Genomic DNA, 15,025 nt, shown 5'->3' with positions numbered 1-15,025 from the left:
CCGCCGGGCCGGTACGGTCGGCGGACGGCGACGCGCGGGCGTGGTGACGGCCATCATGAGGTTGTTGCCAGATATTGGCAACAGTGCCTTCCTGGAAATACGCTGAGCCCGTGGACACCCTGGCGATGCACATCTCCAACGGGATCATCAACGGTCCGGTCGCCGCGATCTTCGCGGCTCTCGCCCTCGCCGCGCTCGCGTTCTGCGTGATGCGGGGCCGCGCCGACCTCGACGACCGGCTGGCCCCGATGGCCGGGCTGGTGGCGGCGTTCATCTTCGCCGTGCAGATGCTCAACTTCCCGATCTTCACCGCCGGGGTCAGCGGTCACCTGCTCGGCGGCGCGCTGGCCGCGCTGCTCGTCGGCCCGTGGGTCGGCGCGCTCTGCGTCGCCGTGGTGCTCATCGTGCAGGCGCTGGTCTTCGGTGACGGCGGTGTGGCGATGCTCGGCCTCAACATCACCAACATGGCGCTGCTCGGCACCGCCGCCGCGTACCTGCTGATCGCGCTCCTGCTGCGCGTACTGCCGCGTACCCCGGCCGGCCTGGCGGTCACCGCGTTCGTCTCCGCGCTGGTCAGCGTGGTGGTCGCGTCCCAGGGCTTCGTCCTCCAGTACTGGCTGGGCGGCACCACCGACCTCGGCGGCAACCTCACCGGCCTGGCCGGCACCATGGCCTTCGCCCACCTGCTCATCGGCATCGGCGAGGGCCTGATCACCGCGACCACGGTGGTCACCGTCGCGAAGGTCCGGCCCGACCTGGTGTACGCGCTGCGCGCCCTCAAGCCGGTCACGCCGGCTCCCGCCGTCCCGGTCGCCGGAGGTGCCCGATGAGCAAGCGTCACTGGCCGTTCGTGCTCGGCGGCCTGCTGGTGGCTCTGCTGCTGGCGGGCGTGGTCAGCAACTACGCCTCCTCGCACCCGGACGGCCTCGACTCGTCGCTGCTCAAGGGCTGCACTGTGAACGCCGACGACGAGATCACCGGCGGCAGCTGCCCGGCCCAGCAGGCCAAGGACCACGAGCTGGCGGACAGCCCGCTCGCCGACTACGGCGTACGCGGGATCGGCAACGACTTCCTGTCCACCGGCCTGTCCGGCGTCCTCGGTGTGCTGCTCACCTTCGCGCTCGGCGGCGGCCTGTTCTGGCTGGCCCGCCGCCGCGGCCCCGCCACGCCCGCCGCGCCCGCCGGCCCCGCCGCGCCTGACACGACCACTGCGAGCGCCGACCCGGCGGACGACGCCGCGACCCCGTCCACCGGCACCCGCTGACCATGGGCGCCGGGCACGCGCACGTCCTCTACCGCGAGTCCGGCTCGCCGGTGCACCGCCTCCCGCCGGAGGTGAAGATCGCCGCGATGGTGCTGTTCACAGTCGCGGTGGTGGCGACGCCCCGGGAGGCGTACTGGGCCTTCGGCGGCTACGCGCTCCTGGTCGCCGTGGTGGCCGCGCTGGCCCGGGTCGGCCCGCGCTGGCTGCTCAGCCGGGCGCTGATCGAGCTGCCGTTCGTGCTGTTCGCGTTCGCCCTGCCGTTCCTCGGGGCGGGGGAACGGGTCGAGGTGGCAGGGCTCGCCCTGTCCGTGGACGGGCTGCACGGCGCGTTCAACATCCTGGCGAAGGGCACGCTCGGCGTACTCGCGTCGCTCCTGCTGGCGGCGACCACGACGACACGTGACCTGCTGCTCGGCCTGGACCGGCTGCGGTGCCCGCAGATCCTCACCCAGATCGCCACGTTCATGCTGCGCTACCTGGAGGTGCTCGTCGGCGAGGCCCGCCGGATGCGGGTGGCGCGGGTGTCGCGCGGCGACGACCCGCGGTTCCTGTGGCAGTTGCGCGGCTTCGCGGCCGGCGTCGGCGCGCTGTTCCTACGCGCGTTCGAGCGCGGCGAGCGGGTCTACCTGGCGATGCTCTCGCGCGGCTACACCGGCCGGATGCCGGCGGTGTGGCAGGGGGCCGGCGCGGCCACCGCCGGCCAGTGGGTGGCCGCCGCGACGGTGCCGGCGATCGCGGCCACCATCGCCGCCGTCGCGCTCGTCCTGCAATGATCGGGTACGTGCAGCAGCCGCCCTCCCTCGACGTCAACGGCGTCCGGTACGCGTACCCGGACGGTCACGTCGCCCTGCACGGCGTGGACCTGACCGTGCCGCGCGGCGAGCGGGTGGCGCTGCTCGGGCCCAACGGCGCCGGCAAGACCACGCTCGTGCTGCACCTCAACGGCATCCTCACCCCGACCGAGGGCACGGTGACCGTCGGCGGCCTCACCGTCACCCGTGACCGGGACACGCTGGCCGAGGTACGCCGCCGCGTCGGCATCGTCTTCCAGGACCCGGACGACCAGCTGTTCCTGCCCACAGTCGCCGAGGACGTGGCGTTCGGCCCGGCCAACCTGGGCCTGCGCGGGGCGGAGCTGGCCGCCCGGGTCGACGAGGCGCTCACCGCGGTCGGCATGAGCGAGCATCGGGACCGCGCGCCGCACCACCTGTCGTTCGGGCAGCGGCGCCGGGTGGCGGTGGCGACGGTGCTGGCCATGCGCCCGGAGATCCTGGTGCTGGACGAGCCGTCGTCGAACCTCGACCCGGCCGCCCGGCGGGAACTGGCGGAGATCCTGCGCGCCCTGCCGGTGACGCTGCTCATGGTCACCCACGACCTGCCGTACGCGGCCGAGCTGTGCCCCCGCTCGGTGATCCTGGACGGTGGCCGCATCGTCGCCGACGCTCCCACCGCGGACCTCCTGTCCGACGAGGCACTGCTGACCGCCCACCGCTTGGAGCTCCCCTACGGCTTCGCCCCCCGCCCGACCTGACCCGGCCCTCGTCCCTCCCGCCCTCCTCCGCCCTCCGCCTTCCGCGTCGATCTTGCACTTTCCGTCCGCGCATTCCGGGGCAAAAGCCGCACGCGCGGGGCGGCAACTGCAAGATCACGCCGCCCAGGGGTGAGTGCGGCGGGAGTGGAACGTGATGGGTGTGTCGGGGGCGTTTTGACACCCGTGGTGTTCCACTCGGGCGTGCCCGGCGCTCGCAGCGCTCGGTGATCTTGCCGTTGCGGCCCCGGAAATGTCGTGAACGCCGTGGATGCCGGGGCGGAAGGTGCGAGATCGCGGTGTTTGGGGGTGGGTGGGCGGAGGTTCCTCGTTCGGCTGGCTGCTGTGGCGAGCGCCTCCCGTTACGCGAGATTGGCGTTCCGCGTGGTGGGAGCCATGGAGATCTTGGTAGGAAAGGGCCCTTATGAGGGCCGTTTGGTACCAAGATCTCGCCGAGGGCGGGGCGGGGCGGGGCGGGGGTCAGGGCACGGGGGTTGGGTGGGGGGTGGGGCGGGCTGCTCTTGCTGCGGTGCGCAGGCGCAGCAGGCCCGCCGCCACCGCGCCGGCGCCTGTCGCCAGGCCGACCACCACGAGCACCCGGACCAGCACGGCCGGGCCGGCGGCCGGGGGGATCGCGCGGGACAGCGCGGCCAGGTTCGTCGCCCCGGCGAACAGCGTGAGGCAGGCGCCGGCGAGCGCCAGCACGAAGTCGGCGGCCGGGCGGCGGGCCAGCGCGTACCCGCCCGCGGCGAGCGCGCCGAGCCCGGTGAGCAGCGTCCACACCTGGCCGGTGACCAGTTCGGCGAGCGTTCCGCCGACGCCGGGGGTGCCGGTGTCCAGCGCGCGGGCGACGGTGAGCGCCACCGTGGCGGCGCCGCCCAGGGCGAGCAGGGCGCCGACCGCGCGCAGCGCCCGCACTCCGGCGGCGGTGCCACCAGGCGCCAGCCCGGCCGCGCCGATCAGCAGGAAGCCCAGCGTGGCGGCAACCCACCAGGGGTACGGGTCGGGCGGCGGCACCCAGTCCAGCGTGCCGCGTACGGCTCCGGTGGTGTCACCGGCGCGCAGCGGCACCGCCCAGTCGCGTACCCGGTGCTCCCGGTCCGGGTCGGCGGCGACGGCGGCCGGCGGAGCCTCCTCCCGCCACAGCGTGCGCTGGTCGTGCCAGCGGGCGGTGGGGCCGTCGTCGATCCGCCGCCAGTCGGGCGAGGCGGCCGGGTTCGCCTCGGCCGGCAGCCGGGTCTCCCCGGCCAGCGTCCGGTTCAGGTACGAGGCGGGGGAGCGGGTGTTCTCGTACACGCCGCCCGGGCCGATGCGCAGGTACGGCTCACCGGAGTAGCCGAGCACTGTGACCTCGGCGCCGGTGTCGTTCGTCAGCTCCAGCCGCGCGCCGGCCTCCACCATGCGCGCGGTGAGTCCGGGCCGGTCGGGGTCGACGCCGCTGATCGTGGCGCGGTAGTCGGTGCCGTCGGGCGCTTCCGCGCCGTGCGCGGCGGCCGGCGCGGCGAGCGTGAGCAGTGCGGTGGCCGCGACGGCGAGCACCAGCGCGGCCCGGCGCAGGGGTGCGATCACTTGCCGGCCGCCTCCACCGCCGACTTGATCCCCTCGGGGCTGCGGTCCTGGAGCTCACTGCCGTTGACCTTGATGGTCGGGGTGCTGGTCACGCCGGACTTGCTCGCCTCGTCGGTGACGTGCTCGGTCCACGACCGGTACGTGCCGTCGGAGACGCAGGAGGCGAACTCGTCCCGGTTCAGCCCGACGCCCGCGCCGATGTCGACGAGTTCGTCGTTGCTGAGCCCGGCGCCGCCCTCCGGCGGCTGCTTGGCGAAGAGCTGGTCGGTGAACTCGCGGAACTTGCCGCCCTGCGCGGCGCAGCCGGAGGCGGCCGAGGAGCGGGTCGAGTATTCCGTGGTGGAGAAGCGGTTGAGGAACGCCACCGGGTGGAACACCAGCTTGGCCTTGCCCTCGCTGACGAGCTGGTTGAGCGTCTCGCCGTTGATCTGCTGGAACTGCTTGCAGGCCGGGCAGAGGTAGTCCTCGTACAGGTCGATGGTGACCGGCCCGGTGCCGAGCACGATGCCGGTGCCGGTGTCGTTGGCCCCGGGCGGGGCGGTGAACTCGTCGGACTTCTGGCTGGAGTACACCGCCCAGCCGATGCCGCCGGCGATGACGAGCACCAGCACCGCGGCGATCGAGGTCCAGAGCGTCCGCTTGCGCCGCTTCTCCCGGGCGATCTGCTCGCGTACGACCCGGGCCGCGTCCTTGCGCCCCTTGCGACTACTCATCGGTGTCCTCCACGGTGTCGTCGCCCGCCAGCCACCCGTCCACGGAGAACGGGGTGCGGGGCCAGATCAGCAGGAACCCGGCGAGTACCAGGAACCCGAGGTCCCGGAGGATCTCCGGGAGGTAGCTGGGCGTCTGGCCGGCGGCGAGCTGCCCGCCGCTGCCGAAACACCCGCAGTCGATGGCCAGGCCACGGGCCCAGGCCGAGGCGATGCCGGCGATGAAGACCACGAGCAGTGCCGCTGACACGCCGGCGCTGATCCGGGTGGCGAGCCCGGCGAGCAGCAGGACGCCCAGGGCCAGCTCGACGAACGGCAGCGCCGCGCCGATCACAGTGGCCACGTCGTACGGCATCACCTGGTACGCGTTCACGGCCCGGCCCGAGGCGGCCAGGTCACCGACCTTGGTGCCGCCGGCGATCAGCCACACGGCTGCCAGTCCGAGGCGGGCCGCGACGCCGAGCCAGGGCCGCAGGGTCGGCCAGCGGCCGGCCCGGGAGGGGGAGGGGGTCACAGTCATTCGTCGTCCGAGCGCCACGAAAGGTTCCCGCTATCCGGCCAGTGTGTCGCCGACGGCGTCGACCAGTTCGTCGCGGGCGCGGGCGACCCGGGAGCGGATGGTGCCCACCGGCACCCCCTCCACGTCGGCGGCCTCGGCGTACGACAGGCCGAGCAGCTGGGTGAGCACGAACGCGGAGCGCCGCTCGGCTGGTAGCCGGCGGACCAGGTCGGTGGCGCCGAGCTGGCCGGCCGGGTCCGGGTAGGGGCGGTCGGTGGCGGCCTGGGCGGCGAGCCGCGCGTCGAGCCGGCGGCGGCGCACGACTGTGCGCAGGTGGTCGGCGCAGGCCCGCCGGGCGATGCCGAGCAGCCAGGTACGCACGCTGGAGCGCCCCTCGAAGCCGGACAGCGCCCGGAACGCCCGCAGGTACGTCTCCTGGGTCAGGTCGTCCGCGCTGTCCGGGTCGACGAGCGCGGCGGCGAAGCGCCACACCTCGGCCTGGGTGGCCCGGACGAAGGCTGCCTGCGCGTCGCGGTTCCCGTCGCGGGCGGCCAGCGCCCAGCCGGTGGCCGCGTCCCGGGCAGCGTCGGGCGCCGACTCGGGGCGGTCGGCGGCGGTGTCGCGCGGGCCGGGGATCACGTCACCCGAGGTTACGCGGCGTACCTGGAGGGGACAGGGTCCTTCGACCCATTCCGTGGTCCCGCACACGCCGGGAACTTTTTCCGCCGGCCGTCCGACTACCCTCCCATGACCTCCGAGCAGGCCCGGCGTGGCGCGCGCCGCCGCACCGGGTGGGCGCTCGGTCACGCCTGCCGGAGACCGGCTCGCCGGACCCGCCCCGGTTCGGGAACCATTGCGGTCATGACTGCTGCCGTACGCCGCCCGTCCCGGGTCGTCGCCGCCCGCTCCGGGGCCGTCGCCGGGCTGCTGCTCCTGCTGGTCGCCCTGCTGCTCACACCGGCCACCCCGGCCGCCGCCCACGCGGTGCTGGTGAGCAGCAGCCCGGCCGCCTCCGCCGTGGTGCCCGAGGCGCCCGCGCAGGTGGTGATCACGTTCAGTGAGGGCGTCCGCAAGGTGCCCGGGAAGGTGCGGGTGATCGCCCCCGACGGCTCGCGGGCCGACCGGGGCGAGCCGACGTTCCAGGGCGCCGAGGTCACCATCCCGGTGGACCCGTCCGGCGGGCGCGGCACCTACCTGGTCAGCTACCGGGTCATCTCGGCCGACAGCCACCCGGTCTCCGGCGCCTTCACCTACTCCGTCGGCGCGCCGTCGGAGCCGCCCACCGACAGCGGCTCGGACAACCGGGCGAACCCGGTCACCGAGAACGCGGTGAAGGTGGCGAAGTACGCCGGCTACACCGGCTTGCTGCTGCTCGTCGGCCCGGCGCTGGTGCTCGCCGCGCTCTGGCCGCGCCGGCTGTCCCGCCGGGGACCGGCACGGCTGGCCTGGACCGGGCTGGGCCTGCTGGCGGTGGCCACGGTGGCCGAGGTGTGGCTCCAGGTGCCGTACGTCAACGGCGGCGGCCTGTTCGACGTGACCGGTTCCGGCCTGGGTGACGTGCTGGGCAGCGCCTACGGCACCACGCACCTGGTCCGGCTGGGTCTGCTCGCCGCGGCGGCGTTCCTGCTCCGGCCGCTGTTCGCCGGTCCGATCGGCCGTACCGACGGGATCATCCTGGCGGTCCTCGGCGGGGCGGCGCTGTTCACCTGGCCGCTGGCCGGGCACGCGGCGGCCTCGCCCGCGCCCGCGGTGTCGGTGGTCGTGGACGCGGTCCACCTGGGCGGCATGGCCGTCTGGCTGGGCGGCCTGGTGATGCTCGCGGTGTTCCTGCTGCGCCGGGCCGACGAGCGCGAGCTGGACGCGATCCTGCCGATCTGGTCCCGCTGGGCCGCGCTCGCGGTGGCCGCGCTGCTGCTGGCCGGCACCGTGCAGGGTCTGATCGAGGTGGCCAGCCTGCAGGCGCTGTTCGACACCACGTACGGCCGGCTCCTGCTCGCCAAGATCGTGCTGTTCGCGCTGGTGATCGGCGTGGCCGCGTACTCCCGGGCGCTGGTGCGGCGGCGGGTCGCCGCCGGGCGGCCGGGCGCGATGCGGCGGGCCGTGGTGGCCGAGCTGGTGATCACGGCGGTGGTGCTGGGCGTGTCGGCGACGCTCGTGCAGACCACCCCGGCGCGGACCGCCGCCGCGAACGTCGCGGGAACCGAGCAGGGCTACTTCTCCACCACGCTGAGCAGCCCGATCTACTCGCTGGAGGTCCAGCTGGACCCGGCCGAGACCGGCAACAACTCGATGCACCTGTACGCCTACACCAAGGACAGCCGCCCCCAGCCGGTGCAGGAGTGGAAGGTCACCGCCGCGCTGCCGTCGGCCGGGATCGAGCCGATCACCGTCCCGCTGCTGCCGCTGAGCGACAACCACGCCACCGGCGAGGTCAACCTGCCGGCCCGGGGCGACTGGCAGTTGCGCATCACCGTCCGCACGACCGACATCGACCAGGCCACGGTGACCGCCACCGTGCCGATCAAGTAACGGAAGGTCCCATCTGATGATCCGTCTCCGGCGCCCCGCGACGATCGCCGCGCTGACCCTCACCGCCGTCGCCACGGCTGTGCTCGGCCTGGCCGGTCCGGCCTCGGCGCACGTCACGATCAACCCGGCCGAGGCCAAGCAGGGCGGCTACGGCCGGTTCGCGTTCCGGGTGCCGAACGAGAGCGACACGGCGTCGACAGTCAAGGTCGAGGTGAACCTGCCGGAGAACGCCCCGGTCGGCTCGGTCTCCACCATGCCGGTGGCGGGCTGGACGGTGGCGGTGGAGAAGCGCAAGGTCGACCCGCCGATCGAGGTGCACGGCAGCCAGCTCACCGAGGCGGTCTCCAAGCTGACCTTCACGGCCGCGCCGAACGGCGGCGTGAAGCCGGGCGAGTTCCAGGAGTTCCCGGTGTCGATGGGCCCGCTGCCGCAGGCCGACACGATGGTGTTCAAGGTGCTCCAGACGTACTCCGACGGCAACGTCTCCCGGTGGATCGAGGAGCCGACGCCGGGCGCGGAGGAGCCGGAGAACCCGGCGCCGGTGCTCACGCTGGCCGCGGCGGCGCCCGCCTCGGCGGGCGCGAGCGCGCCGGCCGCCGCCGCGGCCGACGACGACGATGACGACGACGCCGGCTCCGGCGCGGCCGTCGCCCTCGGCGTGGCCGGCCTGGTCGCCGGACTGGGCGGCCTGGCCCTCGGCGGCCTGGCGTTCGCGCGTACCCGGCGGGAGCCCGCCGCGAAGTCCTGAACGTGAGCGACGCACCGGCCCGGCGGAACGATCCGCCGGGCCAGTCGCCGTCCCGGACGGGTGCCGCCGATATCCGGCGATCGGCCGACGCGCGTCGGTAAGGTCGGCCGGGTAGTTGGCTACCGAGAGGGACGACGCGAATGCGTTTCGTACGCACGATCGCCGGCATGGTGCTGCTGGCGTTGGGGATTCCGGCGCTGCTGGCGGGCGGAGGTCTCTGGCTCGCCGCCCGGCACGCCGGCCCGGACGGCGGCTTCGACGCCCGGTTCGAGCCGGTCCGCACGCACGCCTGCGCGGTGCTGGTGACCGACGTGGACGCGTTGTTGCGCGCCGACCTGCCGCTGGCGCGCACCGGGCAGGCCCGGCTGCACCTGACCGCGCGGGACGACGACGACCCGGTCTTCCTCGGCCTCGCCCCGACCGAGCAGGTGCGAGGGTGGCTGGCCGACGTCCCGCACAGCACCGTGCGCCGCGTGGCGGTCACCCGGGGCCCGCTGCCGGTCGACCTGGACCCGGCCACCGCCGGCACCGGCGCCGCCGTGCCGATGACTCAGCCCTTCTGGGTACGCGAGGGCGTCGGCTCCCTGGAGTGGAGCCCGGCGGAGCTGTCCGGCCGGTCGCTGAGCCTGGTCGTCATGCGCGTGGACGGCGCGGACGGGCTCGACCTGCGGATGCGTGCCGAGTTGCGGGCCGGGTGGTTCCCCGGGCTGGCGTGGGCGCTGCTGGCCGGCGGGACGCTGCTGGTAATCCTCGCCGTGGTGGTGCTGCTGCGTCCGCTGCGGCCGCGTGAGGTGGTCTTCGTGGTCGAGCCGGACCAGGTGCCGGTGCTGGCCGGGCGTCTCGGCGTCACCGCGCTGAGCGGGCTGGGCCGCCAGCCGGGCCCGGCGTCGCGACCCGAGCGGCACCTGGTGGCAGTGGGCTCCGGGCCCGGTGGGCGGACCCGCGCGGCGATCGCGCCGCCCAGCCGGTGCCCCGACGGCCGGGACTGACGACGAGAACCCGAACGGCCCTCCGCGCTGCCGACGCGGAGGGCCGTTCTTCACCGGGGGATCGGTGCTACCTGGGAGAAAACTGAGGTAGTTGATACCAGATTAGCGCTGATCGCCATTTGTTGCGAGGTGTGTCCGTTCAGTCCGGGTCATCGGTTTCTCGTCCGCGTGCCGACGGATCGGCAGCGCCGCGAGCACCAGCAGGCTCAGCAGGACGTACATGTTGCGGACCACGAAGTCGACCGGGTCGTCCGTGTGCACGATGGCGGTGCCCCAGTCCTGGAACGTCACCAACCCGTACACGATCGGCAGGCCGACGACGGCGGCCAGCGCGAAGAGGCCGCCGCGACGGCGGGCCCCGGCGGGCGTCGCCGGATCGGCGTCCAGTGCCGCGTCGACGAGCACCACCACCGCGGGGATGAACCAGTACAGGTGGTGGATCCAGGTGATCGGGCTGACCAGCCCGCCCACCAGCCCGGTCAGGGTGAGACCCACCAGCGCGTCCCCGGCCCGGGCCGCGCGCGCCGCCCGCCACAGGCCGAACGCGGCCACCGCCAGCGCGAGCAGCAGCCACAGCAGCCGGTCCGGCTCGGCCGGCGCGGTCAGGCGGCTGAGCAGCCCGAACAGCGACTGGTTGCCGGTGTAGTCGGGGCGGCCCACCCGGTCGGTCACCCACAGCTCGTGGGTCCAGAAGCGCCACGAGTCGCCCGGCGCGACCGCCGCCGCCAGCAGTGTGGCCACCGCCGCTGTCACCGCCGCCACGGCCGCCGCCCGCCACTTCCGGGCGGCGAGCAGGTAGAGCACGAAGATGCCGGGAAAGAGCTTGAGCGCCGCCGCCAGTCCCACGCCCACGCCGGCCCAGCGCCGGCCCTGCGGTACGGCGAACAGCAGGTCGCCGAGGATCAGCACCACGAGCAGCATGTTGATCTGCCCGAGCGTGATCGTCTCCCGGGTGCTCTCCACCGCCAGCACCAGCAGCACGGCGACGGTGAGGCCGAACCCCCGCGGCAGGTCGTGCCGCCGCAGCACCGGCAGTACCAGCCAGCGCGTGGTCACCACCACCGCGGCCACTGTCAGCACCGCGAAGGCGGCGATCGCCACCCCGAGCCGCAGATACCCGAACGGCGCCAGGAGCAGCGCCGCGAACGGCGGATAGGTGAAGTAGAGCGCGCCCTGCACCCGGTCCGGCTGGACGTAGTCGTAGAGCGGGTGCCCGGCCGCCCACCAGTCCATCGCCGACATGTAGATCTTCTGGTCGTAGTAGTCGTGCCGCAGGTTGCGCAGGTAGGGCGCCGGCATGATCGCGATCAGCGCCAGCACCACGACCACCCGGCGGGCCGTACGCCCGCCCGCGTCGTCACGGGGGACGGCGGGTGGGGCGACGGGTTCGGCTGGCACGCAGGAAACCCTAGCGGTCCACCTCGGCCGCCGGGCCGAGGCGCGGGCGCGTCGGCGGCGCGTAGTCTGTTCCGGTGGCTGATCTTCTCGTCTGGATCGACTGTGAGATGACCGGGCTCGACCTGCGGCGGGACGCCCTGATCGAGGTCGCCGCGCTCGTCACCGATCCCGACCTCAACGTGCTCGGTGACGGCGTGGACGTGGTGATCCACGCCGACGACGAGGCGCTCGACGGCATGCCGGAGATCGTGCGGACCATGCACGCCAAGTCCGGCCTCACCGAGGAGGTACGCCGCTCCACGGTGACGCTGGCCGAGGCCGAGGACATGGTGCTCGACTACGTGACCAGCTACGTGAAGGACCCGCGTACGGCCCCGCTGTGCGGCAACTCGATCGCCACCGACAGGGGTTTCCTGGCCCGCGACATGACCCGGCTCGACGCGCACCTGCACTACCGGATGATCGACGTGTCCTCGATCAAGGAGCTGTGCCGGCGCTGGTACCCGCGGGTGTACTTCGGGCAGCCGCAGAAGGGCCTGGCCCACCGGGCGCTCGCCGACATCCGGGAGAGCATCCGCGAGCTGGAGTACTACCGGCGGACCGTGTTCGTGCCGCTGCCGGGGCCGGACGTCGAGGCCGCGAAGGCGATCGCCGCCCAGCTCTGACGCCCCGGCCGAACCCGGTGGACGGGGTCGGCCGGAGTGTGGCTATGATTAGTCCGCGCACCGCCCCGGGCGACCGGAGCGGCGAGCATGGTGGCTGTAGCTCAGTTGGCAGAGCACCGGGTTGTGGTCCCGGTTGTCGTGGGTTCAATTCCCATCAGTCACCCAACACGAAGCCCCCTCCTCCGGGAGGGGGCTTCGTCGTATGCGTGGGTCAGGGGGTGGGCTCGACGCTCGGCGTACCGGCGTCCGGCGTGGTGTCGTCCGACGGCGGCTCGTACGGCAGGGCGCTGCCCTTGACGTACTCGTCCCAGCTCATGTTCCAGTCGGTCCAGCCGTTGCCGTTCTGGAGCTTGCGCTCGGTGCCCTTGACGGTGATCGGGTCACCGATGCGGGTGTTGGCGAACAGCCAGTTGCCTTCCTTCATCGAGACGTTGACGCAGCCGTGCGACACGTTCGTGCGGCCCTGCACGCCCTCGGACCAGGGCGCGGCGTGGATGAACTCGCCGCCCCAGGTGAGCCGCTGGGCGTAGTCGATCTCGGTGCGGTAGCCCTCCTCCGGGCCCAGCTCCTCCAGGGTGTCGAAGACCGTGTGCCGGAGCTTCTCGATCACCACCATGGTGCCGCTGGAGGAGGGGGTGCTCTTCTTGCCCAGGCTCACCGGGATGGTCTTGACCACCTTGCCGTCGCGGGTGACAGTCATCCGCTTGGTGCGGTTGTCGACTGTCATCACGAACGACGGGCCGATCTTGACGTCGACGCTGAGGTCGGCGCGGCCGTACCAGCCGCCGCCCAGCGGCAGCCCGCCCGCCTGCACCTTGTAGCTGACCGTGCTGTTGGCCTTCCAGAACGTCTTGGGCCGGTAGCGCACCTCGGTCGGGCTCACCCAGTGCCAGATGCCCTCCTGGGCGGGCTTCGAGGTGACAGTCATCCGGCGCTGGATGTCGTCGCGGTAGTCCTCCGGGATGGCCCGGCCGAACTTCACGATCAGCGGCATGGCCACGCCCACGACCTGGTCGTCGCCCAGGAAGCTGGTGACCCGGATCTGCTTGGCCGGCTTCGCCATCGTGGTGAACGTGCTGGTCGCGGTGGCGGGCTTGCCGTCGTCGCCGGTCGCGGTGACGGTCGCCGTGTACGTCTGCCCGTACTCCAGGGCCGAGGACGGCAGCCAGCTCGCGCCGTCCGCCGCGAGCGTGCCGTCGACGACCTTGCCGGCGGCGTCCTTCAGCTCGACTGTGGTCTCCTGCGCCTCCTTCGTGGTGAAGGTGATGGCGGTGGACGCGGGCACGTCCTTGGCGTCGGCGGCGGGCTCGCTGATGGTGGCCGCCGCCTTCGGGGCCTTCTCGCCCTCGTCGCCGCCGCCCTGCCAGCTCGACGGCTTGTCGCCGCCGCCGCTGGTGCAGGCGGTCAGGGCCATCGCGGCGGCGAGCAGCCCGGCCGCCAGCGCACGGCGGCGGCCGACGCGTCGGGCGCTCGCGCCCCGGATCGGTTCGTCCTGGCCAGCTCGCATGAGTCCCTCACAAAGTGATGCCGTGCCCCGTCGTCTCTGGTCAGACGCGCCGGAGCGGGTACGCGTTGCCGGACGTGAAACGGAACACCCTGCGCGGGTGTAACGATTCCGCCGTCGTCCGGCGCTTTGTCGGAGGTGGCATGTCCGACCACGTTACGCCGGTCAGAACGGCGCCGGCTGCCCGCCCTGCGGAACCGGCAGCGCGCTGCCGGCGACGAACTGCGACCAGCTCATGCTCCACGCCGTCCAGCCGTTACCAGGGGCCAGGCGGCGTTCGGTGCCCTTCACCGTGATCGGGTCGCCCACCATCGTCTTGCCGAACAGCCACCGGCCGTTGGCCATCGACACGTTGACGCAGCCGTGCGAGACGTTGCGGCGCCCCTGCACGCCCTCGGACCACGGAGCGGCGTGGATGTACTCGCCACCCCAGGTGATCCGCTGGGCGAAGTCGATCTCGGTGACGTAGCGGTTGGCCGGGTCGGGCTCGCTGCGGGTGTCGAAGACGGTGGACTCCTTCTTCTCCATCACCACCATCGTGCCGCTGGAGGAGGGGGTGCTCTTCTTGCCCAGACTGACCGGCAGCGTACGGATGACAGTGCCGTTCTCGGAGACCGTCATCTGCTTGGTCGCGTTGTCCACGGTCATCTCGAACGCGCGGCCGATCTCGGCGGTGGCGCTGCGGTCGATGTTGCCGTAGCGGCCGTTGCTCAGCGGGATCCCGGCCAGCGCCAGCCGGACCGTGATCGTGGTGCCGGTCTTCCAGTACTCCGGGGCCCGGTAGTACGCCTGGGTGCCGTTGTCGACCCAGTGCCAGGCGCCGGGCTGCGGCGGGTCGGTCTGCACGAACATCCGCTTCTGCACCGCCGCCCGGTCCTTCTTCGGGATGCCCGGGGAGAACTCGGCGACCACGGGCATGGCCACCCCGTACGTCTTGCCGCTGAACATGTAGAGGCCGGAGCCGATCATCGACTTGGGCTTGGCCATCGTGGTGAACGTGCTGGTGCCCTGGTAGGTCTGGCCGTCCTTGCCGGCGCCGGTGACCGTGGCGGTGTACTTGGTGCCGTACTTCAGTGCGGCCGACGGCACCCAGCTGGAGCCGTCGCGCCGCATCCGCCCGGCGACGCTGGCGCCGTCGGCGGTGGCGAGCGCCACCTTCGACACGGTGCCGCCGCCGGGGATGCGGGCGCTGATCTCGGTGCTGACCGGCCGGCCGCTCGCGCCGTCGGCCGGGCTCACCGTCAGCGGCGGCGCGGCGGCGCTGTCGCTGGGTGCGACGCTGGGGTCGGGCGCGGAGGACGAGACGCCGCCGACCTGCTGCTGGCCGGGCACGAACTCCGGCTTCTTCCCCTCGTCGCCGCCGCCGCACCCGGTCAGTGCCAGCGACGCCGTCAGGACCAGGGCGCCCACCGTCGCCCCGGCCCGCGCGAACCTGCCCATGCCCACCCCTGTCCTCGCGTGCCTGGCGGACATCGTGCCGTATCGACGCTCCCGCGCCCGCCCCCGCGCCGGATCAGGTGACCGTTTTGGCCGCTTTCGCCGGTTAAGCTCGTCCGAAGGGTGGACCCCGGTATCGGATTGGAACCCGCCTCGGCGGGCGTGCTAATCTTCTTCCCGTTGTC

15 protein-coding genes and 1 tRNA gene are annotated in these 15,025 nt (G+C 73.2%); 9 read left to right on the top strand and 7 right to left on the bottom strand.

Annotated elements, in window-relative coordinates:
• Positions 1–110 precede the first annotated feature (110 nt).
• The 4 genes from FHX31_RS24070 to FHX31_RS24055 are packed head-to-tail and all read left to right on the top strand — an operon-like array spanning position 111 to position 2,795.
• Entirely contained in the window at positions 111–830 is a 720-nt protein-coding gene (locus FHX31_RS24070; RefSeq protein ID WP_041798831.1) for an energy-coupling factor ABC transporter permease, read from the top strand.
• Positions 827–1,264 carry a PDGLE domain-containing protein gene (locus FHX31_RS24065; protein ID WP_030270227.1) on the top strand — a complete coding sequence of 146 codons (438 nt, stop codon included), beginning with the start codon at positions 827–829 and terminating at the stop codon, positions 1,262–1,264. Before FHX31_RS24070 ends, FHX31_RS24065 begins: the two co-directional genes overlap by 4 nt.
• Before the next feature lie 2 nt (positions 1,265–1,266).
• Entirely contained in the window at positions 1,267–2,037 is a 771-nt protein-coding gene (cbiQ, locus tag FHX31_RS24060; protein ID WP_071096506.1) for a cobalt ECF transporter T component CbiQ, read from the top strand.
• Positions 2,034–2,795 carry an energy-coupling factor ABC transporter ATP-binding protein gene (locus tag FHX31_RS24055; protein WP_184977219.1) on the top strand — a complete coding sequence of 254 codons (762 nt, stop codon included), beginning with the start codon at positions 2,034–2,036 and terminating at the stop codon, positions 2,793–2,795. Before cbiQ ends, FHX31_RS24055 begins: the two co-directional genes overlap by 4 nt.
• A 477-nt stretch (positions 2,796–3,272) precedes the next feature.
• On the opposite strand, the gene FHX31_RS24050 is transcribed toward FHX31_RS24055, so the two are convergent.
• The 4 genes from FHX31_RS24050 to FHX31_RS24035 are packed head-to-tail and all read right to left on the bottom strand — an operon-like array spanning position 3,273 to position 6,209.
• Positions 3,273–4,361 (bottom strand): hypothetical protein, encoded by a 1,089-nt coding sequence (locus FHX31_RS24050; protein ID WP_184977218.1) that lies wholly within the window; start codon positions 4,359–4,361, stop codon positions 3,273–3,275.
• A complete protein-coding gene (locus FHX31_RS24045; protein ID WP_047892709.1) occupies positions 4,358–5,074 on the bottom strand; it encodes a thioredoxin domain-containing protein in 717 nt (238 codons plus the stop codon). Before FHX31_RS24045 ends, FHX31_RS24050 begins: the two co-directional genes overlap by 4 nt.
• The gene (locus FHX31_RS24040) at positions 5,067–5,591 is read right to left on the bottom strand and encodes a MauE/DoxX family redox-associated membrane protein (RefSeq protein ID WP_013474260.1); all 525 of its coding nucleotides are present in this window, start codon (positions 5,589–5,591) and stop codon (positions 5,067–5,069) included. Before FHX31_RS24040 ends, FHX31_RS24045 begins: the two co-directional genes overlap by 8 nt.
• 30 nt (positions 5,592–5,621) lie before the next feature.
• Entirely contained in the window at positions 5,622–6,209 is a 588-nt protein-coding gene (locus tag FHX31_RS24035; RefSeq protein ID WP_013284395.1) for a sigma-70 family RNA polymerase sigma factor, read from the bottom strand.
• Positions 6,210–6,431: 222 nt separating this feature from the next.
• On the opposite strand from FHX31_RS24035, the gene FHX31_RS24030 reads away from it, so the two are divergent.
• The 3 genes from FHX31_RS24030 (at position 6,432) to FHX31_RS24020 (ending at position 9,836) form a co-directional block, all read left to right on the top strand.
• The gene (locus tag FHX31_RS24030; RefSeq protein ID WP_030270218.1) at positions 6,432–8,099 is read left to right on the top strand and encodes a copper resistance CopC/CopD family protein; all 1,668 of its coding nucleotides are present in this window, start codon (positions 6,432–6,434) and stop codon (positions 8,097–8,099) included.
• 16 nt (positions 8,100–8,115) lie between these two features.
• Positions 8,116–8,847, top strand: coding sequence for a YcnI family protein (locus FHX31_RS24025; RefSeq protein WP_184977217.1), 732 nt, complete (start codon positions 8,116–8,118; stop codon positions 8,845–8,847).
• 140 nt (positions 8,848–8,987) lie between these two features.
• Complete coding sequence (locus tag FHX31_RS24020; protein WP_091329817.1) at positions 8,988–9,836, top strand: hypothetical protein; 849 nt, start codon at positions 8,988–8,990, stop codon at positions 9,834–9,836.
• A gap of 102 nt (positions 9,837–9,938) precedes the next feature.
• Here FHX31_RS24020 and FHX31_RS24015 read toward each other — a convergent pair whose 3' ends face one another.
• Positions 9,939–11,234, bottom strand: coding sequence for a glycosyltransferase 87 family protein (locus FHX31_RS24015; RefSeq protein WP_071096495.1), 1,296 nt, complete (start codon positions 11,232–11,234; stop codon positions 9,939–9,941).
• Positions 11,235–11,308: 74 nt separating this feature from the next.
• On the opposite strand from FHX31_RS24015, the gene orn reads away from it, so the two are divergent.
• Complete coding sequence (orn, locus tag FHX31_RS24010) at positions 11,309–11,899, top strand: oligoribonuclease (RefSeq protein ID WP_013474266.1); 591 nt, start codon at positions 11,309–11,311, stop codon at positions 11,897–11,899.
• 90 nt (positions 11,900–11,989) lie between these two features.
• Positions 11,990–12,062, top strand: a tRNA-His gene (locus tag FHX31_RS24005).
• Positions 12,063–12,110: 48 nt separating this feature from the next.
• On the opposite strand, the gene FHX31_RS24000 is transcribed toward FHX31_RS24005, so the two are convergent.
• Together FHX31_RS24000 and FHX31_RS23995 are read right to left on the bottom strand one after the other, a co-directional pair.
• Complete coding sequence (locus FHX31_RS24000; RefSeq protein WP_091329815.1) at positions 12,111–13,406, bottom strand: L,D-transpeptidase; 1,296 nt, start codon at positions 13,404–13,406, stop codon at positions 12,111–12,113.
• Positions 13,407–13,568: 162 nt separating this feature from the next.
• Positions 13,569–14,843, bottom strand: a complete 1,275-nt coding sequence (locus FHX31_RS23995) for a L,D-transpeptidase (RefSeq protein WP_091329814.1) — start codon at positions 14,841–14,843, stop codon at positions 13,569–13,571.
• Positions 14,844–15,025 lie beyond the last annotated feature (182 nt).

The sequence above is a fragment of the Micromonospora sp. CNZ286 genome, from assembly GCF_014207755.1.
The sequence above is the reverse complement of the archived record's forward strand: the minus strand, read 5'-3'. Positions and strand labels throughout refer to the sequence as shown.